The organism is Ohessyouella blattaphilus, assembly GCF_024721265.1.
Classification (GTDB): Bacteria; Bacillota; Clostridia; order Lachnospirales; family Lachnospiraceae; genus Aequitasia; species Aequitasia blattaphilus_A.
Window position 1 is genome coordinate 46,482 of the sequence record NZ_JAMXOC010000007.1, and the last position, 23,881, is coordinate 70,362.

Here is a 23,881-nt window from a genome sequence, read left to right on the forward strand (position 1 = left end):
CGTAACTCTAATATACCCAGTCTTTTTGATGGGTATGCAATAAATGATGAGATTTCTCAGATAGTGGCTTTTCTAAATACTCCTTGTAGAGAATCTGAACTTCACTGTTCTCATGAGAATAACGTACTTTATTGTCTCTGTCTAACTGATACAGTCTGGATCCGCGAAGAGCACCTCTTTCCTCGCCATCATTAATCGGTTGCCCACCGCCGCCAGCACAGCCGCCTGGACAGGCCATTACTTCCACAAAGTCATACGTGACCTTACCGGCCTTAATATCCTCAATCAGCTCTCTCGCTTCTCCTAGTGACGATACCGCTGCACAGCGAACTACTGTACCATCCACATTCGCCTCTAACTCTCGCCTTTCGGTAAAGCCACGAACCTCTTTAAAGGCATCAGGATCGATATTCTCGCCTTTAAGTAAGAAATACGCAGAGCGCAGTGCCGCTTCCATAACGCCACCAGAGGCACCGAAGATAACCGCCGCACCTGTGCCTTCACCAAGAGGTGAGTCAAATTCCGATTCTTCAAGATTTGCCAAATCGATATTATCCATCTTCATAATCTGGAGCATTTCTCTGGTAATCAGCACCGTATCCACGTCTCGAACACCAGAAACCACGTTCACTTCATCAACGCTACATTCGTATTTCTTCGCACTGCAAGGCATCACCGAGATTACATGCAGTCTTGAAGGATCTACGCCGATTTTCTCCGCAAAGTATGTCTTCGCCACCGCTCCGAACATCTGCTGGGGCGATTTGGCGGTAGAAAGCTGATCCACCATCTCTGGATACTCACTTTTCATAAAGCGAACCCAACCGGGGCAACAAGAGGTAAACATGGGCCAAGCGTATTCGTCCCTATGGGTCAGCTTGTGAATGAGCTCACTTCCTTCTTCCATAATCGTTAAATCAGCAGTAAAGTTGGTATCAAATACGTAATCAAACCCTAGCTGCTTTAGACCGGTTACCATCTGCCCTTGCGTTAACTCTTCGCCGTCAACTCCTAAAGCATCGGCAAAACCTGCGCGAACAGCTGGCGCCACCTGTACCACGGTAATAATATCGGGATTGTGAAGGGCGTCGTACACGTCTTTAATATCTCTTCGTACCGTCAAAGCGCCTACCGGACAATGAGTTACGCATTGGCCACACATGGAACAATTGGCTTCTGCCATCTCTTTATTGTCTTTCACTCCCACCGTCGTCCGGTAACCGGTGTTAATCACATCCCAGACCTCAAGCCCTTGTACCTTGTCACAAAAGCTTACACATCGCATACACTTAATGCATTTGCTGGAGTCCCTGATGATTGGAAATTCCGTGTCGGTAAAGCCTTCCTCATAGCTCGTCTTATAAGGCACACTAAGAAGTCCCATATGATCTGCTAAATCTTGAAGGGAGCAGTTGCCATTTCTGATACAGGTGGGGCAATTACTATTGTGTTCTGATAAAATCAACTGCACGTTGGTTTTACGAACATCTCTTACCTTAGGACTGTTGGTCATAACCACCATGCCATCTTCCACCAGATGATTACAGGAGGTAACTACCCTATCCATGCCTTCGACTTCTATCACACAGACACGACAGGCACCAATTTCATTTATTTCCTTTAGATAACACAACTTAGGAATGGTGATATCTAACATCGCCGCCGCTTCCATGATAGTCGTGCCTTCTGCCACTGCAATCTGTTTTCCATCAATTGTTAAATTTACCATTTCTGCGCTCTACCTCCTCTCAACGATCCATAACCATAATAGTCACAACGGAGGCATCTATTAGATTCTTGCTTAAGCTCTTCTTCGGTCATTCCCAGCTCGACTCCTTCAAAATCCGTTCTCCGTTCATGAGCTTCTCGCTCCGGCAATTCTACCCGTCCGCATCCTCGTTTATTGTCCAAATGCACTACCGGAATCTCAATTTCTTCTTCTCCTAATACATGATGAAAACCTAAGTATTCATCGATATTAGCAGCAGCAACCTTGCCGCCTTCAATCGCGCGAATAACCGTAGCTGGTCCTGTTACACAGTCACCACCAGCAAATACACCGTGATTTTCAGGAACATTTCCATCATCCAAAGCCCCGATTGCTCCGTGCTTAATCTCGATACCAGAGGTTTCAAAATGCTTATACTCAATATTTTGGCCGATTGCCACTAAGACCGTATCGCAAGGGATCACCTCTTCTGGCTTCGCGGCATTTCTCGGAGATGGACGGCCCTTCTTATCACTAAGGCTAATAATCTGGGGTTGAACCCGTACTCCGATTACTTCACCTGTGGCATTTTGTTCAATCTTTAGTGGCACTTGAAGGGTAATCATCTCTACCCCTTCCGCTACCGTCGCTTCTACTTCTGCCGCTAACGCTGGCATATCTTGTTGACGCCGGCGATACACCACAGAGACTTTCGCTGCCCCTAAGCGCACCGCTGACCGGGCACAGTCCATGGCCACATTACCGCCGCCAAGTACCACAACATTTCTACCAGTTAAATCCGGCATCTGCTCCTCACCGATTTGGTAAAGCAAGTCAACAGCCGAAATAACGCCTTTGGCCTCTTCCCCTTCAATCCCCATCTTCTTATCCGTCTGAGCACCGATAGCAATATAGACAGCATCATTTTCCTGACGGAGCGTCTCTAGACTAATATCTTTACCGATACGCACACCGCGGTGAACTTTCACGCCCAAATTGATAATCGCATCGATATCGTCTTGCAGACGTTCTCTTGGGAAACGGTAACTGGGAATTCCGTAGCGAAGCATCCCGCCTAGCTTTGATTTTTCTTCATAAATCGTCACATCGTGTCCCATTAAAGTCAGGTAATAAGCCGCGCTCATACCGCTAGGACCGCCACCTACAATTGCTACCTTCTTACCCGTTGCTTCTGCTTTTGGCTCATCGGGAACGTCTTTGGCAAAGTCGACTGCCGCTCTTTTAATTCCCCGAATATTAATCGGCGTATCTAGCATGCGACGACGACACTTGCGTTCACAAGGATGCTCACAGACAAAGGCACACGTAGCTGGGAACGGATTATCCCGCTTAATGAGGCGCACCGCGTCCTCATAGCGCCCACTATACATTAACGCAACATAGCCCGGAATATCCACGTTAGCTGGGCAATCCGCCATACACGGCACCGCAATCTTCGTAGCATCGATATTGCCACCTTGCTCAATGTATTTCACATACTCATCATAGCACTCGGTCACTCCGTGATACACCATTCTTGCAGCTTCATAACCGATAGCACAATCTGCCGACTGGTAAATATTCGCTGCTGTTTCCTTGATTAAATCAATGGTTTTAAGCGTCGCCCGGTTCTCTAAGACATCCTCTAATAAATTCTGTAGCTGCTTCAAACCGATACGACATGAAGTACATTTTCCGCAAGTTTGAGCGTGACACATCTTCAAAAAGCCTAAATGAAAATCCGCCGGACAGGAATCCACTGCTCCGGCAATCATTCGCCGCTCAAGAACTTCGTACATTTGGTTCACTGACCTTTGTACATCGTCAGATTTTTTCACCTGTAATCTGCTCATTTCTACCTCCCTTATCCAGGATCTCGATCATTCCTTCTTATTCACTCCTCTAAGATCCCAACTTTGTTATCTCTATAATTGTATCATTCGTGAACGGTTATTACTATTTTAGTTATTTTTTTAACTCGATTTTTGTGCATGTTACACAATTATCGCCAAACTATTCTGTTATCTCGCTAGGTTTATGATATAATTTTCGTTAAATTGATAAATGATAACATTTAAACAATAAAAAAGGAGCTCACCTATGGATCTAAGCAAACTCACAAAACTAAATAAACTAAGAGAAGGTTACGAAATTTTCAAAAGAAACCATCCCAAAATCCCTCTTTATTTCAAGCAGATGTCAAAAGTCGCTATCGAAGAGGATACTGTGGTGGAAATCACTATTACTCCACCAGGCGGAAAGCCTTATGAAGCTAACTTTAAGCTCAAAGCTGATGAGGTAGCCTTCTTCAAGGATTTCATGAATATGTAAAAAGAAAAAAACAGGACTATCGTTTGATAATCCCGTTTCCAACTAGACTCTTATCGTCTCCGCCCGGCGTCCGGTAAAAGGCAAGAATTTTTGTAAGATCTGCTCTGTCTTCACTTTCATGTACCCCGTTGTCGTACCATCGCTGCATCCGTACCATTCCATATTTGCTACAGCCTTATCCACAACGATTCTAACTTCCTTGGCACCCTCTAACAGGGCACTAAAAATAGTAGCTGCGCCAATCTTCGTCCCTAGCATCTCTTCCATCATTTCGGCCGGAGCAAAAGAAACCCGCGGTACTTCTAACACATTGGAAAAATCTTTTGCACGAAAAGGCTTATTTCCCTTAGTTACAAAAAGATAGAAATCCTGTTGCTTGCGGTCACATAAAAATAAGGTCTTCACCATCTGCATATCTAATCTTTCATTAACGTTCTCACAGTCTTCCATGGTGATTACCTCATCGGTATCTACTCTTTCAAAGGGGATCTCTAGTTCCGCTAAGGCCTGGAACACTTTTTCCTGCAACTCATTATTATAAACTTCCGGTGCTGTGGTCTTCACTTCGCTTACGTGTATCATCTTTGTTCACTCCTCTACTTGTGCTTTCTCCTATTCTAGGATATCATAATCTTAATGATTACAAAAGCGAATAAATATCATCTTTAAAATGACGTTTTCAGATAGAAAGGATTTGCGCATATGGATATGAACATTCAGAAACTTCTGGCCTTTATCACCACTGTGGAACACGGCAGCTTCACTAAAGCTGCTAAGCTTCTGGACTATTCCCAATCCGGTATCAGCCGCATGATTAGCGACTTGGAAAAAGACTGGCAAGTGACCCTCTTAGTCAGAGGAAGAGCTGGGGTTCACCTGACCTCTGATGGCTTAAGACTACTCCCCTATGCTAGAAAAGTTTATAACGAATACACAGAACTGCAAACTCAAGTAGACGAAATAAGTGGTCTAAAATCAGGCCTCATTCGGATCGGTACCTTTTCTAGCGTGGCTACCCACTGGCTTCCTAGTATTATCCGAGAATTCCAAAAAGAATATCCAAATATCGATTATGAGCTTCTTTTAGGAGATTATGTAGAAATTGAAAAGTGGCTCCTAGAAGGTCGCGTGGATTGTGGCTTTTTAAGACTGCCTGTACGCGACCATCTAGAAACCACCTTCTTAGAAGATGATAAATTAATGGTGGTGCTACCAGTGGATCACCCTTTCGCTGATCGGGATAAATTCCCCGTAAAAGCGCTTGGAGACTATCCTTTCATGCTTCTAGAAAAAGATAATCCTGGCGATATCTCCGAACTCCTAGAGCACCTAAACGTAACACCTAATATCAAATTTACCACTTGGGATGATTATGCCATTCTCGCCATGATTGAAAACGGTCTGGGAATCAGCATCCTCCCCCAGTTAATCCTGCGCCGCATTCCCAATCAAGTAGTTATCAAAGAGCTAGATGTGCCCGCTGCGAGAAAAATCTGTATCGCTACAAGCGGAGAAAAAACGGCTCCTCTAGCAGTTACTCGTTTTCTTGAGTATTTGGAATATCGGCATGACGAATCACCGGAATACTAAGACATAGAGTTGCTGCAATAAGCGTTAACCCGCCAGCAATCAAAAACCATTTTTCCACCCCGAAGATTTCGGCAAATACCCCTGATAAAGACAAGCCAATTGGCGCTACAATCAAGCGAATGCTCGCTGCCAACGAAAGTACTCGGCCAAGGTATTCATCCGCAAATTTGCTCTGAATAAGCGGCGTATACATGCCCCAATAAAAGGGTCCTGATACCCCCATCATTAGGGAACAGATAACAAAACCGACAAAACCGCTTGGCGGAAGCATCCCTGAAACGAAAAGACAAGCACTCATTAACAAATACGACCCAACAATGGTATAAATACGATTTTTTGTGCCGCCCCACTTACTCAAAATCAGCGATCCCACTAGCAAACCGACAGAAAAAATAACCTCAATAATACTAGCATGGGTACTCGTCCCCCCAAAATAAGACATACTCATCAGCGGAAACAAGGCGCTTGTAGGCATTAGCGCTAAGGTATAAAGCGCACTGATAAACACCAGCCCTAGCATCCCTCTATTGGTTCGCAATATCCGAAAGCCTTCCTTGGCTTCTCTTAGAACGTGCAAGTCTGAGGACTGCTCACTTCTTTCTAACTTTGGCACATGACTAATCGTTAACGCAAAGACAGCAATAAGAGCACCAATCACGTCTAAAAAGACAATCCCCCCAAGGCTCCAAGTCTGATAGAGCACTGCTGCAATTACTGGACTTAGAATCTGGGAAATCGATTCTAGCGACTGGGAGTAGCCGGCACACTTTGTTAACTGATCGGTGGGCACAATCTGCGGGGTCACTGCTTGCAGACACGGAGTGTGGAAAGCCGTGCCGATAGAGCGCAATAATAGAATGACCATAATTAAACCCGTGGTGAGAAAGCCGAGAGCGCCGGCAAGCACCATTACTAGACTCGCTAAAGAAATCAGCAAGTCCGACAATATCATGATTTTCTTTCGATTATAACGGTCGATAAACACGCCGATAAAAGGACCGAGAACCCCTTGCGGCAAAAAGCCCATCAGCATCGCTGCTGATAGCACTAAAGCCGAACCCGTTCGATCCGTTAGATACCACACGATAGCAAATTGTAACACCGAGCTAGAAAGCTGAGAAAATGCTTGTCCTGTCCAAATGGTAAAGAAATTCTTCTTCCAACTCTTTATCCCGTTCATTTTTCCTCCTTAAAACCGGAAGCATCACGTTTTGCGAGACTGCTCCGCGTAAAAAGAAGTGCACACCTAAAGTGCACACTTCTCATAAAGTCTTTATTAACCTAACTGTGCGGCAACCTCTGCTGCAAAGTCATCTGATTTCTTTTCAAGGCCTTCACCGGTTTCGAAGCGAATAAACTTAGCAATTTTAATATTTGCATTGTTGTCTTTCGCTACTTTGTCGATGTATTGACCAACTGTCAAATCAGAATCTTGTACGTATACTTGATCCAATAAACATACTTCTTTCAACTGCTTATTCAAACGACCAACAATCATCTTTTCGATGATATTATCTGGTTTGTTAGGATCTTCTTCTTTGGCTTGAGCTTTTAAGATTTCTGTCTCTTTATCGATGTATTCTTGAGATACTTCATCTCTTGATACGTATACTGGGCTCATAGCTGCTACTTGCATAGCTACGTTGCGAAGAGCCGTTCTAATTTCATCGTTAACAACGTCTGTATCAGCATCAACTAAAACACCGATTCTACCGCCACCGTGGATATAAGATACGATTGCTCCCTCAGAAACGACTTTTTCAAATCTTCTGATGTTGAGGTTCTCACCGATTACGGCAATCTTAGCTGTTAAAGCTTCGCGAACCGTCTTTCCTGGTTCTGCTAGCCATTCTTCATCCATGAACGCTTCGATATCTGTACAACCAGTCTTCTTAGCTTGCTCAGCTACGGCTGCTACAAAATCCTTAAAGTCATCTGTCTGAGCTACGAAGTCTGTCTCTGAGTTTACTTCTACGATTGAAGCTAATTTATCATTTTCTACGTGAGCACCAACCAAACCTTCGGCAGCAATTCTACCAGCTTTTTTCTCAGCTTTTGCTTGGCCGTGTTTTCTTAAGTACTCAATTGCTTCTTCCATATTTCCGTTTGTTTCATTTAACGCTTTCTTACAGTCCATCATTCCGGCGCCTGTAATTTCACGCAATTCTTTTACCATTGCTGCTGTAATAGCCATTTTATCTTCCTCCGTTTTATTTGATTTTACTTACGCTTCTACTGTTTCTTCCACTTCTTCGTCTGCGTAATCGGCAGCGCTTTCGCCTTGATTAGCCTCGATAACAGCATCTGCCATCTTTGACACGATTAACTTAACCGCTCTGATTGCATCGTCATTACCTGGGATTACGTAATCAAGTTCTTCTGGGTCACAGTTTGTATCAGCGATTCCAATCAACGGAATACTTAAGTTATGCGCTTCTTGCACACAGATTTTTTCTTTCTTAGGATCTACTACGAAAATCGCATCTGGCAGCTTCTTCATGTCTTTGATTCCGCCTAAGTTCTTTTCAAGCTTATCCCATTCTTTTTTAAGGCCAATTACTTCTTTCTTAGGAAGTACGTCGAAAGTTCCGTCTTCAGACATTCTTTCGATTTCTTTTAATCTATCGATACGGCTCTTGATGGTCTTAAAGTTCGTAAGCATTCCACCTAACCATCTTTCATTTACGTAGTACATTCCACATCTCTCAGCTTCCGCTTTGATAGCGTCTTGTGCTTGCTTCTTCGTTCCTACGAAAAGGATGGTACCACCATCTGCAACAACGTCAGAAATCGCGTTATACGCGTCATCAACCATACCTACAGACTTCTGTAAGTCGATGATGTAGATACCGTTTCTCTCTGTGTAAATATAAGGAGCCATTTTCGGGTTCCATCTTCTTGTTTGGTGTCCAAAGTGTACACCTGCTTCTAAAAGTTGTTTCATTGAAATAACACTCATTGTTAATTCCTCCATTTGGTTTTTTCTTCCCCATGCATTCTACTGTAGAAAACCGGCTTTTTCTCAAGCTTCGGCACCCTTCTAAGCAACGCATAAGTGATTTTTTGCGACCTACATACAATACCACAAAAGACCTGCAAATGCAAGCCTTTTAGCCAACATCCGCAGGTCTTTAATTTTTTTCTTACTCCTCGCCTTTAGCCTGATAAACACCCCATAAATAGAGAAGTGGTAGAATCAAACCAATAAAGCTAGAAATGATGGTAACTCCGTCGATTCCTGTAGTCACTGCTAACTTAACAACCGATGCTAAATCGAGAACGATATAAGCGATAATTGAAAACATCGCTAGCTTATAGTTCTTACCTTGTATGCCTACGATACCAGCTAAGATACTAAGCGCTGATGATAAGAAAGCTAATACTAGGTTAAGTGGTGACAACGCCGCCTTTGACGCCTCGATAAGAGTTGGATCCACTCCTTGAACGCTTTCTAAGCCTTTCAAAGAGACTAGTCCCAATACTGTTGAGATAATCCCAAACACCCCAAAGATAATCATCAGAATAGAGATTACCTTTACTAATTTTGTAACTTTAAACATTCCTTTTTCCTCCGTTACTTTTTATTATATTATTGTCTTAACGCTTCTATCGGGCTAAGCTTTGCTGCTTTTCTAGCCGGATAAATGCCGAAAATAATACCTACGCCACATGAAAAGGCGGTTGCGATAATAATCGCTCCTGGTGAAAGCTTAGATGAAAGCCCACCGATATTTAAGACGGAAATCAGCTTGGCGATCCCGGCCCCTGATAGGATACCGATTATCCCACCAATTCCCGAAATAATCGCCGATTCAAAGAGAAACTGAGCGACAATAGAGCGGGTCGTCGCTCCTAAAGACTTACGGATTCCGATTTCCCTAGTACGCTCCGTAACTGATACTAACATAATATTCATGACTCCGATACCCCCAACTAACAGAGATATCCCGGCAACAAAGGCGATAAACGCTGTTACCGTATCTAACATTGTCCCCATATAGCTCGTTAAATCAAGCCCCTGATCCTTCTTAAAGATATCATCTCCATCGCTAACGTGTCTAGCTGCTAATATTTGCATCGCTGCTTTTGCCACACCATTAGCGTTCTCACCTTCTGCTAAGTAGATACTAAGGGTAGAGTAGTTATTCACCGGTTCTCCCCAAAGCTCTGTGCCCGTATAGGGCATTTCTAGAGAAATCGGCATTTCCATGCCAAACATTTGGTTCACTTCCTTATTGGCAGCGATAACCTCATCGGTAACATCGCGAATACCAATAATCCGAACGGTGACAATACGATTTTCCATAGTAATGTCTAAATCCATTCCTAATACATCGGTATTACCAAAAACGTAAAGTGCACTTTCCCGGTCGATAACTGCCACCGGACTGGCATTTGCCATATCGTCTTCGGTAAAATAGGTGCCGCTATACATTTCCTCCATGTTAGGATCGTACTGAGCATCCGGCGTGGCAAACGTAAGATACGCGTCAAAACTTCCTTTATTCGTCGTAGTGGTCCCCATCCCCTGAGACGTTGCCACCACTCCAGTCGTTCGTTTACCTAAACCGCTTTTTACAGCTAAGATATCATCATCTGTCATAATCATCGGATTAGTTAACACTTCCGTATCCACTGATACCGACACGCTTTTTTCTTCGGTGGTAGCCATCACCTCGGACTTCACTCCACTACCGATAGAAACTACTGTGATAACCGAGGAAATGCCAATAATAATACCTAGCATGGTTAAGAAGGAGCGCCCTTTATTGGACAAAATACTATAAAGAGCCATCTTGATATATTCGACTATCTGTCCCATACTGCCTCCCTACTGATCCTTTTCTACGGCTGTGGCTGACATGCCTTCCTTGACATCGGTGGTATCGTATACTACCGAATCACCTTCTGCTAAGCCCTTTTTAATCTCAATTCGCGATCCAGAATTAATACCTGTTTCGACAGTCTGTTTTTTAATCGTCCCTTCTTCGATAATGTACACATAACTACCGCTTTTACTTTCATTTACCACTTCACTAGGAATATAAAGAGCGCTTTTCACATCATCAACAGTCACGGATACTTTTGCAGTAACACCAATGAATAATTCCCCATCAGGATTCTTAATCTTAAGCTTTGCGCCAATTGAAGATACGCCTTTTTCATTTGTCGTGGCAATCTTATTGACTTTAACCACTTCACCTTCATACTGATGTTTGCCAACGGTAACTACTGCCTTATTACCGATTACCAGCTTATCAAAATCATTAGCCGACACTTCTAGCTCAACACCTACCGATTGGTTATCAACTAGTGTAAACAGTGGGCTACCTTGGGTTGCCATATTCGTACCTTCAATATCCACCTTGGCAATCACGCCATCAAACTCAGCCTTAATACCTTCTCGGCCTTTTTGTAATAGCTCCTCTGTAGAAAGAGAGGCTAATTCAGCTAAATTCTCAGAAACCTGCATCCCGCCTAGCTCACCACCAGTTAAACCATTCACCTCAGCCGGTGCCTTTGCCTCAAGATCGGCTAAGGATTGCTCAGCTGCACTCAGCTCTGAATACAGAGCAGCACTACCGTCACCCGAGGGAATTTGAGCTTCAAGTAATGTGATGCTATTTTGTAAATCCATATTCTCATTAGTCAATCTGGCAATCTCATTAGCTGCCTCGGTCGCATCTGGCTCAGCTCCATGCTTTTCCGTCACCTTTAAAGTTTCAATTTGCTTTAAATTGTCCTGTAACTTTTTTTTCAGTTCGTTCAATTTATCTCTATTTGGTTGGCTTGATTCTATCGCATTGTTTGCATTATTAATCTGATTCCGCAAGTCTGCAATCTTGTTTCTCAGACTTTGCTTTTGTTGTTCGACTTCTGCATTCTGCTTTGCCACTTCATTTGCTGATTTTGCTGCCTGCTCTAGAGTCGATTGATTGCTATAGGTCGTTTGTAGTCCCTGAAGCTGTGACTCTTGATTAGCTTTTTCCAAATCCTTTACGTCAAAAGAAACGAGCAAATCGCCCTTTTTCACAGTTTTGCCTACCTCTAATTTAGAATCACTTATAGGAGCATTCACCGGTGAATAGAAAACTTTCTGCTTATCGCTAACAACCGTTCCTGAAGTATCAAATGTCTCCTTGACCTCGCCACTTTTAACAGTAACAACTTCTACCGCACTGCCGCTATCCTTTTGCGAATTCCCGCCTAAGAAGCTTAACAGGACTAAAAACAATAATACTACACCGAGAATAGGAAAGATTAACCATTTGGGTAGTTTCTTTTTTCCTTTCCCCGACGTTCCTTGTTCCTCTTCCATAATATCTAGTTGCGATAACTCATCCTTTTTAACCATCTATCTTCCCTCCATTAATATAGTCTTCTATAATCTTCCCATCCTTAAGGCGTATCACCCGGTTAACACGTTCCGCAATTTCATCGTCGTGGGTAATAATAATAACCGTCCGGCCAGCACTATGTAACTCGGTCAAAATCTCCATTATCTCTTCTGTCGTCTTACTATCAAGATTTCCAGTCGGTTCATCAGCTAAAATAACTGGCGGTTTTGCCGCAATTGCTCTCGCAATAGCCACACGCTGCTGTTGTCCACCTGACATCTCAGATGGCTTATGCTTAGCTCTTTTCTCAAGGCCCACAATCTTAAGCGACTGTTTGGCAATCCGACGTCTTGGAGCTCTTCCTAATCCCCGGTAAATCAGTGGTAATTCCACATTCGCCACCGCATCTAGATTGGCAATCAGATTAAAGCCTTGAAAAATAAACCCTATCTCCTGATTGCGAACTGCCGCTAAATCGTCGTCCTTCATCTTAGCCACATCTTTTCCGTGAAGAAAATAAGCGCCCTTGGTCGGCACATCAAGACAACCAATCATGTTCATCAATGTTGACTTCCCTGATCCAGAATGACCGATAATCGCTACAAACTCTCCCTCATCGATCTTAAGGCTAACACCATCAAGGGCGCGCACCTCATCTTCACCAGGGTTATAAATTTTGTACATATTTTGAATGTTAATTAACTCTGCCATACCAACCCTCTAATCTGTATTATTTAAACAATACAATTATATACTCTTCTGCTTCTATATGCAAGAAAAAAATGCAACATAAAACGGACATAAGAGCATCTGTCTAAAGCCTTTATGTCCGCCTGTATACAAAGGAGAAAAAAACGTTACCAATATCTTCTTACTCCTAATACCGTATTATAGTTAACTGGAGAAGTTCGCCGAATCCCTCCCTTTGGATATGGCTCTGGATGGGAGGCGTGAATCACCGTATTATTCCCAATATAGATTGCTACATGGTTGTGATAACAAATAACATCTCCTGGTTGCATCTGAGCGTAGGACACAGCCTTGCCACCAGTCAACAAGGTGGAGGTATGCCTTGTTGTAGATATCCCCAGTAAACGGTGAATCTGGTAGACGAATCCTGAGCAATCAATACCGTTCGTTAGACTATTCCCGCCATAGACATAAGGACCCCCTTCATACTGTAGCGCTGTAGAAGCGATCAGTTGTCCCATCGCCGTATTCCCACCAGGATTTGTGGTTGGTTGCTCCGGCGTTGGCGTTGGCGTCGGCGTCGGCGTCGGGGTCGGTGTTGGCGTTGGTGTTGGCGTTGGTGTTGGCGTTGGTGTTGGTGTTGGCGTTGGTGTTGGGGTTGGGGTCGGGGTCGTACTTACTTGGTTACCTGAACCACTATTTGTCGGTGGCGCCTGAGCCACTTGATTATCATTGCTAAAAACTGGCGTTTTATTCGTTGTCTCTACTAGCTCCGCCACCTTCTTAGTCGCTTCCTGCTGAGCGACCGCTAAAAGGGCATCAAAATTATCCACCTGAGACTGTAGCTGGGTCAGCTGTGACTGTAGCGTTTGCTCTTCAGCGTCCATTTTATCAAGAGTATATTCTAGCATTGATAACTCCGAGGCTAAGTTTTCCTGGGCTATTGCCACCTCTTCTCTCGCTTTCTTGAGATTTTCTAACATCTCTTTATCTTGCGCATACATTTGCCCAAACATATCAGCTTTATTGAGAAAGTCGCTCATATCCTTAGCACCAAGCCATACTTCTAAAAAACCGTAGTCGCCCTCTTCGTACTGGTACTTAATCCGCGACATCATGCTATCATACTGTTCGCTTTCCTTTTCTATGGCTAGCGTATGCTGAGCTTCTGCTTCCCGTGCTCGCCCCTTAGCATTTTCTAAATCCTGGTTTAATACCTCATAAGAAAACATTAAATCAAAGAGCTGCTTAGATATCTCCTCGCTCTGTGCCGCTGCTTCCTCTCGCTTGACACTAAGGTTTTCTGAATCTGTAGGAGTCGCTTTTACCACTGGTCCAATTAAAAAAACACTCATCACTATAGACGCAATGAGTGCCCGAATCAATCTTGCTTTCATATTCACACCCACCTCATTAATTATTTATCACGTTACTCCCCACGTGATAAATTCAGCGTACAACATTTGTCAGATAATTTCAAGCATTTTATAAAGTTTTTAGATTGTTCTTCCACCTTGTAAAGCTTTCAAAGACAAAAATAGGAGATGCTTTCGCATCTCCCATCGTCATTTTTCCATTTTACCAGTAGCGAACGTAAATACTTGCCCGTACTGCACTGATACATACTACTTGTCCCGGAAGCGGCGCCTCAATCATCTGACCACCACCGATATAAATCGCTACGTGACCTGGTGACCAAGCAATATCTCCTGGTTGCGGATCGCTTACCCATTGTCCACCGTCTCTTTGAGCTGTATCCACACGACCAATGCTAATACCAGCCATTCGGTGACAGTACTGTGTAAGACCCGAACAGTCAAGTCCCACAAACGGCGTGGTTCCACCCCATACGTAAGGCACACCTAGTTGAGTATAAGCCGTTGCTACAATTGTCTGTGCCGCAGCTGTATTTCCTTGGCCTTGGTAATCGCCTCCGGTATTACCACCGGTATTTCCACCCGTGTTGCCACCAGTATTTCCACCGGTATTACCACCTGGGTTTTGGTTTTGTGCTTCTTGCTCTGCCGCGATACGTGCTGCTTCTTCAGCAGCTCTTCTAGCTTCTACTGCTTCTTGTAAAGCCGCATCTACACTACTCACTTCGCTTTCAGCTGACGCAAGACTTACTTCTAAGTTCGCCTTTTCTTGTTCAAACTGAACTTGTGTCGCTTCAAGGCTAGCCATTTCTGTCTCTAAAGAGGCTTTCTTTTCAGTTACATCCTCTTTTGTCTTGATGTAATTATTAAGCTCTGCTCTATCTACCGTATATAACTGATTATATAGCTCCACGCTATTAATCATATCGGTAATGCTTTGCGCTTCTAATATTTGCTGAACAACGCTTTCATTGCCGTTTTCATACATATACTTGATACGCTTCGCCATGTCTTCGTTTTGCTTTTCTTCCTTGGCTTTAGCTTCTTCCAAATCCGCTTCTGCTTGAATAACCTTCTCCCCAGTCTCTACAAGCTGCGCACTCAAATCATCAATCTTTCCAAGGGTTGCTTGCAAGGTTCCCTGCAAAGAATCAACCGCTGCCTGTTTCTCCGCTTTCTGTTGCTCTAACTCTTCAACTGACGGATCAGCAAGTACCGGTGATACCACTAAGGCACTGGCTAAAACAGTAACAGTTAATACACGAACCATCTTTTTCATTCTAAACCACCTATTCATAGATTTTGTTTTCCCCTTTTTGTTCTTGTTTTTTTTAAAAACATTCACTAAACAAACTCATTATAATCCATTAAAAGGCAAGATGCAACCCCAATTTAACACTTTTGTAACATTTGGTTACAGTTCAGCCATGCGAACCTATATGCCTTTTAGCGAAGTCGAGCTGCATGGCTGAACTCTCTACTTACTGAATTACCAGATTCGTATACCCCATCAAGCTCTCATCCACTTCTCTTGCTACCTCCTGCCCCTCACGAATAGCCCAAACAACTAAAGACTGTCCGCGGCGCATGTCTCCAGCAGCGAAAAGCTGTTGATTCTCGGTCCTGTATGTACCTGGTGCCGTCTTAACGTTTGTTCTTTCATCGGTAGCCACTTTAAATGCCTTCGTAATATAGTCTTCACTACCAAGAAAACCGGCGGCAATAAGAACCAAATCTGCCGGTACCGTATACTCACTCCCCTTTACTTCGCTCATCATCATTCTTCCCGATTTTGGTTCGATTTCTGCCTTTAGCTTTATTAGCACTGCTTCCTTGACCTGATTTTTGTCATCCTTAATAAAACGCTTAACCGTAGTCTGATACCTTCGAGGATCTTTGTCGAAGACAGCAATCGCCTCTTCTTGTCCATAATCTGTCTTTAGTACCCTTGGCCATTCAGGCCAAGCGTTATCTTCACGACGATCTTTTGGCGGCTCTGGCATCATTTCTAATTGCAGTACAGATTTTGCTCCGTGGCGAATGCTAGTTCCCACACAGTCATTGCCTGTATCACCGCCACCAATTACGAGAACGTGCTTGTCTTTAGCCGAGACAAAACTTCCTTTTTGAAGCGTAGCACCATCCTCTAGCAAGGCTTTTGTCGTCGACTTAAGGAAATCCACGGCAAAGTAGATACCTTGACTTTTTCTGCCTTCTACTTGTATATCCCGAGGATTTGTCGCACCACAAGCTAAGATTACCCGGTCATATTCTTTCAAAATCGTATTGGCGCGTTTGTCTTTGCCCACATCGACTCCTGTCATAAAGGTGACTCCCTCTTCTTCCATAATCTTAACTTTCCGGTCGATAACCTTCTTTTCCAGTTTCATATTAGGAATCCCGTAGCGCAGCAAGCCACCGACCTTATCTTCTCTTTCGAAGACAGTCACCTGATGCCCTCTCAAATTAAGCATATCTGCCGCTGCTAACCCTGCTGGTCCTGAACCAACTATGGCAACTTTTTTGCCCGTACGCACACGAATATTACGCGCCTTGGCATACCCTTCCTGATATGCATTTTCGATAATAGCATATTCATCGCCCTTAATCGATACTCCATCGCCGTTAAGACTACAGGTACACGCCGCCTCACAGGGCGCCGGGCACACTCTTGCGGTAAACTCAGGAAAGCAATTCGTTTTCTTAAGTCGCATGTAGGCTTCTTCCCAATTGCCTCTATATAAAAGGTCATTCCATTCAGGAACTAGATTGTGTAGAGGACAGCCACTGACCATACCCATCATCATTTGCCCCGACTGGCAAAAAGGTACGCCACAAGCCATACACCGCGCTCCTTGTTCTTCCTGTTCCTCTTTCTCAAGCGGAGAATAGAATTCACGAAAGTGCTTAATTCGCTCCTTAGGAGTTGCAGCTCGCTTATCCTTTCTGGCATATTCTAAAAATCCTGTCGGTTTTCCCATTGCTTAACTACCTCCTATTTTTCTCCTCGCACTTGATTAAACGCCTCTATTTGTGCTTGTTCACGGTTCAAACCCTGTTCTTCAAGCTGCATGATTTTTCCTAGCATCACCTCGTAGTCAGCTGGAATTATCTTCTTAAACTTTGGTAAAAAACTTTGGAAATCACTTAAAATTTCTTTTCCGCGAGGCGAGTTGGTCGATGCCACATGCTCTTTTAGCATTTCCTTAATCTTATTCACGTCATACTTCGACGTAACTTTCTCCACGTTTACCATCTCTTTATTCAAATTAAGATATAGCTTATTGTCTACGTCTAAGACGTACGCAATACCGCCACTCATTCCTGCGGCAAAGTTCTTACCTGTTTCACCGATTACCACGACGACGCCACCTGTCATGTACTCACATCCATGATCGCCGACACCTTCTACCACCGCCTGGGCTCCCGAGTTACGAACAGCAAAGCGTTCACCTGCCATCCCATTAATATAAGCCTTGCCGCTAGTGGCACCGTAAAGAGCAACATTGCCGATAATAATATTGTCTTCTGCCTTGAACTTAACACTCCTAGGTGGTGAAACCACTAGTTTTCCGCCAGATAAACCCTTACCAAAATAATCATTGCTGTCCCCAGTTAACTCAAGAGTTAATCCCTTTGGTATAAAGGCGCCAAACGACTGGCCGCCAGCACCGCAGCACTTCACAATATAACTATCCTCTTTAAGCCCCTCCGGATAACGTCTAGTAATTTCCGACCCCAGAAGCGTCCCTACCGTGCGGTCAATATTCGTAACATCTACTTCAATGCTGCGATTCACCTTTTTCTCTATATATGGAAGCAACTCCTTAATGAGGACCTTTTCATCAAGCGTGTTCTCCAGTTTGAAATCATATTTTTTGGTAGGATCATAAATGGTTGACTGCTTCTCACTATACGGTTGACCGATAATCCTCGTCAGATCCAATTTTGTCGTTTTCGCCTTCAAAAGATCATCTCTGCCTACTAATTCATCAAGCGAGCGAACGCCCAGTTTTGCCATATACTCTCGCAAGTTTTCAGCGATAAACATCATGAAATTCTCCACATACTCGGGTTTCCCATTAAAGCGTGCCCTAAGCTTCGGATTCTGAGTGGCTACACCTACCGGACAGGTATCCAGATTACAGACTCGCATCATTACACAGCCAATCGATACCAGCGGTGCTGTCGCAAAGCCAAACTCCTCGGCTCCCAAAATGGCCGCAATCGCCACATCTCGTCCACTCATTAATTTTCCGTCCGTCTCTACCCGCACCCGGTCTCTAAGACCATTATGAATTAAAGTCTGATGGGTTTCCGCAAGACCCAGTTCCCAAGGTAAGCCGGCATTGTGAATGGAGCTTTTAGGAGCCGCTCCTGTACCGCCATCGTAACCTGAAATCAAAATCAATCCAGCTCCCGCCTTAGCAACTCCGGCGGCAATGGTTCCCACGCCAGCCTCTGACACCAACTTAACCGAAATCCTGGCATCCTTATTTGCATTCTTACAATCGTAGATTAATTGGGCTAGGTCTTCAATAGAATAGATATCGTGGTGAGGCGGCGGGGAAATCAGACTGACTCCTGGAGTCGAGTGACGCGTCTTCGCAATCCAAGGATATACCTTGCCGCCTGGTAAATGGCCACCTTCCCCGGGCTTAGCCCCTTGGGCCATCTTGATCTGAATTTCCTTGGCGCTGACAAGATATCTACTGGTGACGCCAAAACGCCCCGACGCCACCTGCTTAATAGCCGAGCACCTCTCATTATCTAGCCGGTCAATCTCCTCTCCACCTTCTCCACTATTTGACTTTCCATGAAGGCGGTTCATAGCAATTGCTAGGGTCTCATGAGCCTCTCTAGAAATCGAGCCGTAACTCATCGCTCCCGTTTTAAAACGCTTCACAATTTCACTGGCAGCCTCTACCTCCTCAAGGGGGACGCCTTTTTCGGGATAAACAAAGTCTAGTTGTCCTCGTAGTGTGATTTTTTCGCTTTCCTTTTCCACCAATTCCGTATAGGCCTTAAACAGCTGATAATCACCTCGTTTTGTCGCCTCCTGCAAAAGATGAATTGTTTGGGGATTATACAGATGCTTTTCACCGCCACTTTTTGTTTTATGCTGGCCAATGCTATCAAGTGTCAAATCCACTTCTAGTCCTAAGGGATCAAAGGCTTTTTGGTGACTGGCTAAATAATCCTTGGCAATTTCTTCTATGCCAATACCACCAATACGACTAACTGTATCTGTAAAATACTTGCTAATAAATTCTTCTTTTAGACCGACAGCCTCAAATATCTTGGCTCCCTGATACGACTGAATGGTAGAAATTCCCATTTTTGAAGCAACCTTAACGATTCCGTGGATAATCGCCAGATTGTAATCATCCACCGCCGCATAAAAATCCTTCTGGAGCATATTGCTAGTAATCAACTGGCGAATACTCTCATGAGCCAGGTAAGGATTAATCGCACAGGCGCCATACCCTAAAAGCGTGGCAAAGTGATGCACACAACAAGGCTCTCCCGTTTCAATAATGATCGCCACTGCCGTACGTTTCTTTGTCCTAACTAGGTGCTGCTGCAAACCTGAAACAGCCAGTAGTGAAGGGATTGGTACATGATATTCGTCCACGCCTCTATCCGAGAGCACGATAATATTAGCACCCTCATGAATATGCCTATCAACCTCTAAAAACAAAGCGTCCATCGCTTTTTCTAAACTGGAATTCTTATAGTATATGGTGGACACTTCTGCAACTTTAAAGCCTTTTTCTTTCATAGCTTTAATTTTCAACAAGTCCGTCTCAGTCAAAATCGGGTTGTTAACTTTCAGCATGCGGCAATTTTCTTCTTTTTCCTGTAGAAGATTGCCGTCCTTTCCTATATACACTGTGGTTGAAGTAACAATTTCCTCACGGATGCAATCAATCGGCGGATTGGTAACCTGGGCAAAAAGTTGTTTGAAATAGGCCGATACATTATGATGATAGCTGGATAAAACAGGCAAAGGCGAATCCACTCCCATCGCTGCTGTTTGTTCTACACCATTTTCAGCCATACGGCAAATCGAACTATGGACATCCTCGTAAGAGTAGCCAAAAGCTTTTTGCAATCGGCGCAACTCTTCTCCCGAGTATTGCTGCACTTTCTGATTCGGAACCTTTAAGTCTTTTAATTCAATTAAGTTGGCATCCAACCATTCTCCATAGGGTTCATTCCCGGCATATGATTCTTTTAACTCATCATCATCAATAATACGTCCATTAATGGTGTCAACTAGAAGCATTTTCCCTGGGTGCAGGCGCTCTTTAACCACCACCTTAGCTGGATCGATATCAAGAACTCCTACCTCTGAGGAAAGGATTAACGTATCGTCATCAGTGATGTAGTACCTAGAAGGACGTAAGCCATTGCGGTCAAGAACCGCCCCCATATAATCACCATCACTAAAGAGAATCGAAGCCGGCCCATCCCATGGCTCCATCATCGTTGCGAAGTACTGGTAAAAATCCCTTCTTTTAGGAGACATACTCTTATTATTTGCCCATGGCTCGGGTATGGCAATCATCACCGCTAAAGGTAATTCCATTCCGCCCATTACCATAAATTCCAAAGCATTATCTAGCATTGCCGAATCTGAGCCGGAAATGCTGATAGCTGGTAGTACTTTATGAAGCTCTCCCTTTAGGCAATCACTTTCCATGGTTTCTTCCCGGGCTCGCATCTTGTCTGCATTTCCGCGAATCGTATTGATCTCCCCGTTGTGAACAATAAAGCGATTAGGATGTGCTCGCTCCCAACTAGGATTGGTATTGGTACTAAAGCGAGAGTGTACTAAAGCTATCGCCGATTCGTAATCCGAATCATGCAAATCCTTAAAGAATAATCGTAACTGATCTACTAAGAACATCCCTTTATAGACAATCGTCCGACTAGATAAAGACGGAACATAGGTGTCATCGCTTGCCTGCTCAAAAATACGTCTAACAATATAAAGCTTTCGGTCAAATTCCAGACCCTCAGCCACGTTTTTTGGTTTTTTAATAAAGCCTTGCATAATATAAGGCATACAAGCCTTCGCTTTATGTCCAAGTACTTCTGCTACCACCGGCGTTTCTCGCCATCCAAGGAATTCCATCCCTTCTTTTTCCACAATCACTTCAAAGATTTTCTTGGCTTGGTTACGCTTTAATTCATCCTGAGGAAAGAAAAACATCCCCACCCCGTAATCTCGTTCTTTTTCCAAAAAAATACCGAGGGGATTAGTGACCTTCTTGAAGAACTTGTGTGAAATCTGTAACATGATTCCTACACCGTCTCCGGTCATCCCCTCGGCGTCTTTGCCGGCTCTATGTTCTAATTTTTCTACAATCGTTAGCGCATCTGCAACTGTCTGATGGCTCTTTATACCTTTTACATTAACGACTGCTCCAATACCGCAGTTGTCATGCTCAAATTCAGACTGATACAGACCATTTGCGCAGTTTATTCGCTGCTGATCCATCTACCATCTTCCTTTCCAACATTTTTTCATAATATACAACAGTTTTTTTAACTTGTAAAGAACTTTTTTTCGTAAATTGTCAGATTATTAGATTTTTTATTGTATTTATATAAAAAAACTGACAACTTTAATTTGTTGTCAGTTTCTCTTTGATACCGCGGATTCCCATAAAGGCCATCGCCCCAACACCCGCAACAATCACCGTACTGCCCATCAATACGATTTCATTTTTTACAAGTACTTCGTAAAAACCAGCGGCGGTTAAAACTATTGAAACAAGGTTTAGCAGAACGTGTGCCGCCATCGGGGCTGCGATTCGGCCATATTTCTCATAAACGTAACAAAACAACATTCCTAGGGCGAAAGAATAAAGCATCTGCACCACATTCCCATGCAGAAAAGCGAACATGGCCGTTGATAAGAGCGCCGAACCGATAAAGCTCTGCTTCTCTCGCATCCGCTTAAACACCAACCCGCGATATACGAGTTCCTCAAGAAGGGGTCCGCAGATACCCAAAAAGAGAATCTGTGCCCATAAAGGGGCGGCATAAATCATCTCTTGGGTCTGGGCGTAATATTCATCCTTCTCCAGTACATGAGCGATAAAGATTAAGCTATTAAGGACAAAATGAAGCGCCACTGCCGTAATAAATAGATAACCGTATTTAGCGATTCCGGCTTTTTTCGTCGGTGCACTTCCCAGTGCGCGCTCCTTTTTACGGTCTAAGTAAAACATAATGCCAAAAGGGATAAGCAGCAAAGCACTCGCGATACCACTAGCGAAAACTTGATACTTTAGGGTAATCATCTCCGCTAGCTTATACATTTCGTTCATCCACTCTTGACTGCCTACGCCTTCGCCCATTAGGCTCGGATTAGTGACCACATATGCCATGGTAATCGCTGCCATCACAAAGATAATGATTAAATAAGTCCCCAGTTGTTGAATCAAAACCGGTGACCAAACACGAAAGAAACGCTTTCTAGCATTTATTACTTGTTCCATTTGTTGTTGGTTGTTATTTTCCATAATTCCTCACTTTCAAAGTTGCTTATCATTTTACTGCTTTTCCTAGGAATAAGCAATAACTAAAGATTGACGAATGTGTGAACTTAGCGCATAATTGTACTTGTGGGGCGCTGATTATGCTGAGATGCACATAGGGTGCAGTCCCTTTGAACTTGATCCGGGTAATGCCGGCGTAAGGAAGGAGAATTTAATAATGAATAACACAACCAACACTCAGGTGACCTCTTTTTCGGTTACCAAAAAACTGGTTTTCTCGGCGATGGCCATCGCTTTAGCCTTGATAACCTCGTACCTAAAGGTCATCGACATGCCTATGGGCGGCTCTGTCACCCTCATGTCCATGCTTTTTATTACCCTTATTGGCTACTGGTTTGGACCAGGATACGGTCTGCTTTGCGGGGTTGCTTACGGCTGTTTGCAATTTTTTATCGACCCGTATATGTTGTCCATCCCCCAAGTCATCTGCGATTATCCGCTGGCCTTCGGTGCTTTAGGATTATCGGGTTTCTTTAGAAACAAAAAATACGGACTGCAAATCGGCTATATCGCTGGAGTTTTAGGACGCTATTTCTTTGCCATCCTTTCTGGCATCCTCTTTTTTGCCGTCTACGCCGAAGGCTCAGGCATGAGTCCTCTCGTATATTCCCTTAGTTATAACGGTGCCTATCTAGGAGCCGAGGCGATCATCACCTTGATTGTCATCTCCCTACCACCCGTTACCAAGGGGCTACAAAATGTTAAAAAACAAGCTATACAGGAGTGAGAAGAATGAACCAAGACAAACAAATGATTTACGATGCTCTAGATAAACTAGGCATCAAATACGAAGCGGTAGAACACGAACCCGTCTTTACAATGGAACAGATGGATGAGCTCGGCCTTTCAGAAAAAGGCGTAGTCTGCAAAAATCTATTTCTACGAGATAGCAAAGGGAAACGTCATTTTCTAGTAACGTGTGACGAACACAAACCCGTAGACTTAAAGTCTCTCGGAAAGAAAATCGGCGGGGGCAACTTAAGCTTCGCTTCTGAGGAACGCTTAGAAAAGTATTTAGGCTTAACCCAAGGTAGCGTCACTCCATTTGGACTGATGAATGATAAAAATCACGATGTGGAGTTCTTTATCGATAAAGACGTGACAAAGGGCGTAAAAATCGGAATTCACCCCCTCATTAATACCGCTACCGTATTTCTCACCTATAAGGATTTGGAAAAATTCCTATACGCAAACGATATCGATGTGATGAAAATCAATCTCTAAAGAAAGCATAATAAAAGACTGTGTTGGATTTTTGGTCCGGCACAGTCTTTT

At 43.8% G+C, this 23,881-nt stretch carries 19 protein-coding genes and 1 riboswitch; of the genes, 4 read left to right on the top strand and 15 right to left on the bottom strand.

The annotated features are described in order from the left end of the window. Window positions 1-7 precede the first annotated feature (7 nt). The gene (locus NHH16_RS06525; RefSeq protein WP_262068781.1) at window positions 8-1,729 is read right to left on the bottom strand and encodes a [FeFe] hydrogenase, group A; all 1,722 of its coding nucleotides are present in this window, start codon (window positions 1,727-1,729) and stop codon (window positions 8-10) included. Then, window positions 1,723-3,561: an NAD(P)-binding protein gene (locus tag NHH16_RS06530; RefSeq protein ID WP_262068782.1), complete on the bottom strand. Its 1,839-nt coding sequence runs from the start codon at window positions 3,559-3,561 to the stop codon at window positions 1,723-1,725. The genes NHH16_RS06525 and NHH16_RS06530 overlap by 7 nt, the downstream gene beginning before the upstream one ends. 247 nt (window positions 3,562-3,808) lie before the next feature. Between NHH16_RS06530 and NHH16_RS06535 the strand changes: the two genes are divergently transcribed. Beyond that, window positions 3,809-4,039, top strand: coding sequence for a hypothetical protein (locus NHH16_RS06535; RefSeq protein ID WP_262068783.1), 231 nt, complete (start codon window positions 3,809-3,811; stop codon window positions 4,037-4,039). Between the two features lie 42 nt (window positions 4,040-4,081). Here NHH16_RS06535 and NHH16_RS06540 read toward each other — a convergent pair whose 3' ends face one another. Further along, complete coding sequence (locus NHH16_RS06540; protein WP_262068784.1) at window positions 4,082-4,621, bottom strand: prolyl-tRNA synthetase associated domain-containing protein; 540 nt, start codon at window positions 4,619-4,621, stop codon at window positions 4,082-4,084. Window positions 4,622-4,741: 120 nt separating this feature from the next. Here NHH16_RS06540 and NHH16_RS06545 point away from each other — a divergent pair, with 120 nt between their 5' ends. Further along, complete coding sequence (locus NHH16_RS06545) at window positions 4,742-5,629, top strand: LysR family transcriptional regulator (protein ID WP_262068785.1); 888 nt, start codon at window positions 4,742-4,744, stop codon at window positions 5,627-5,629. On the opposite strand, the gene NHH16_RS06550 is transcribed toward NHH16_RS06545, so the two are convergent. The 12 genes from NHH16_RS06550 to NHH16_RS06605 form a co-directional block, all read right to left on the bottom strand. After that, window positions 5,574-6,809, bottom strand: coding sequence for an MFS transporter (locus NHH16_RS06550; protein ID WP_262068786.1), 1,236 nt, complete (start codon window positions 6,807-6,809; stop codon window positions 5,574-5,576). The two genes, NHH16_RS06545 and NHH16_RS06550, sit on opposite strands and share 56 nt — an antisense overlap. Before the next feature lie 96 nt (window positions 6,810-6,905). After that, window positions 6,906-7,823, bottom strand: coding sequence for a translation elongation factor Ts (gene tsf, locus NHH16_RS06555; protein WP_262068787.1), 918 nt, complete (start codon window positions 7,821-7,823; stop codon window positions 6,906-6,908). Between the two features lie 30 nt (window positions 7,824-7,853). Beyond that, window positions 7,854-8,588, bottom strand: a complete 735-nt coding sequence (gene rpsB, locus NHH16_RS06560) for a 30S ribosomal protein S2 (RefSeq protein ID WP_262068788.1) — start codon at window positions 8,586-8,588, stop codon at window positions 7,854-7,856. A gap of 184 nt (window positions 8,589-8,772) precedes the next feature. Next, complete coding sequence (locus tag NHH16_RS06565; protein WP_262068789.1) at window positions 8,773-9,189, bottom strand: hypothetical protein; 417 nt, start codon at window positions 9,187-9,189, stop codon at window positions 8,773-8,775. Window positions 9,190-9,218: 29 nt separating this feature from the next. Continuing rightward, window positions 9,219-10,451: an ABC transporter permease gene (locus NHH16_RS06570; protein WP_262068790.1), complete on the bottom strand. Its 1,233-nt coding sequence runs from the start codon at window positions 10,449-10,451 to the stop codon at window positions 9,219-9,221. 9 nt (window positions 10,452-10,460) lie between these two features. Further along, window positions 10,461-11,984 (bottom strand): efflux RND transporter periplasmic adaptor subunit, encoded by a 1,524-nt coding sequence (locus NHH16_RS06575; protein WP_262068791.1) that lies wholly within the window; start codon window positions 11,982-11,984, stop codon window positions 10,461-10,463. Next, window positions 11,977-12,678 carry an ABC transporter ATP-binding protein gene (locus tag NHH16_RS06580; protein ID WP_262068792.1) on the bottom strand — a complete coding sequence of 234 codons (702 nt, stop codon included), beginning with the start codon at window positions 12,676-12,678 and terminating at the stop codon, window positions 11,977-11,979. The genes NHH16_RS06575 and NHH16_RS06580 overlap by 8 nt, the downstream gene beginning before the upstream one ends. A 146-nt stretch (window positions 12,679-12,824) precedes the next feature. After that, entirely contained in the window at window positions 12,825-14,054 is a 1,230-nt protein-coding gene (locus NHH16_RS06585; RefSeq protein ID WP_262068793.1) for a C40 family peptidase, read from the bottom strand. 181 nt (window positions 14,055-14,235) lie between these two features. Next, window positions 14,236-15,312: a C40 family peptidase gene (locus tag NHH16_RS06590; protein ID WP_262068794.1), complete on the bottom strand. Its 1,077-nt coding sequence runs from the start codon at window positions 15,310-15,312 to the stop codon at window positions 14,236-14,238. Window positions 15,313-15,514: 202 nt separating this feature from the next. Continuing rightward, a complete protein-coding gene (locus NHH16_RS06595) occupies window positions 15,515-17,014 on the bottom strand; it encodes a glutamate synthase subunit beta (RefSeq protein WP_262068795.1) in 1,500 nt (499 codons plus the stop codon). Window positions 17,015-17,028: 14 nt separating this feature from the next. Continuing rightward, complete coding sequence (gene gltB / locus NHH16_RS06600; protein ID WP_262068796.1) at window positions 17,029-21,540, bottom strand: glutamate synthase large subunit; 4,512 nt, start codon at window positions 21,538-21,540, stop codon at window positions 17,029-17,031. Window positions 21,541-21,667: 127 nt separating this feature from the next. Then, window positions 21,668-22,570, bottom strand: coding sequence for a CPBP family intramembrane glutamic endopeptidase (locus NHH16_RS06605; protein WP_262068797.1), 903 nt, complete (start codon window positions 22,568-22,570; stop codon window positions 21,668-21,670). A 94-nt stretch (window positions 22,571-22,664) separates the two neighbouring features. Further along, window positions 22,665-22,766, top strand: a riboswitch (TPP riboswitch). On the opposite strand from NHH16_RS06605, the gene NHH16_RS06610 reads away from it, so the two are divergent. Both NHH16_RS06610 and NHH16_RS06615 read left to right on the top strand, forming a co-directional pair. After that, the gene (locus NHH16_RS06610) at window positions 22,764-23,333 is read left to right on the top strand and encodes an energy-coupled thiamine transporter ThiT (RefSeq protein ID WP_262068798.1); all 570 of its coding nucleotides are present in this window, start codon (window positions 22,764-22,766) and stop codon (window positions 23,331-23,333) included. (Overlaps the previous riboswitch by 3 nt.) A gap of 5 nt (window positions 23,334-23,338) precedes the next feature. Then, window positions 23,339-23,830, top strand: a complete 492-nt coding sequence (locus NHH16_RS06615; protein WP_262068799.1) for a prolyl-tRNA synthetase associated domain-containing protein — start codon at window positions 23,339-23,341, stop codon at window positions 23,828-23,830. Window positions 23,831-23,881: the final 51 nt, after the last annotated feature.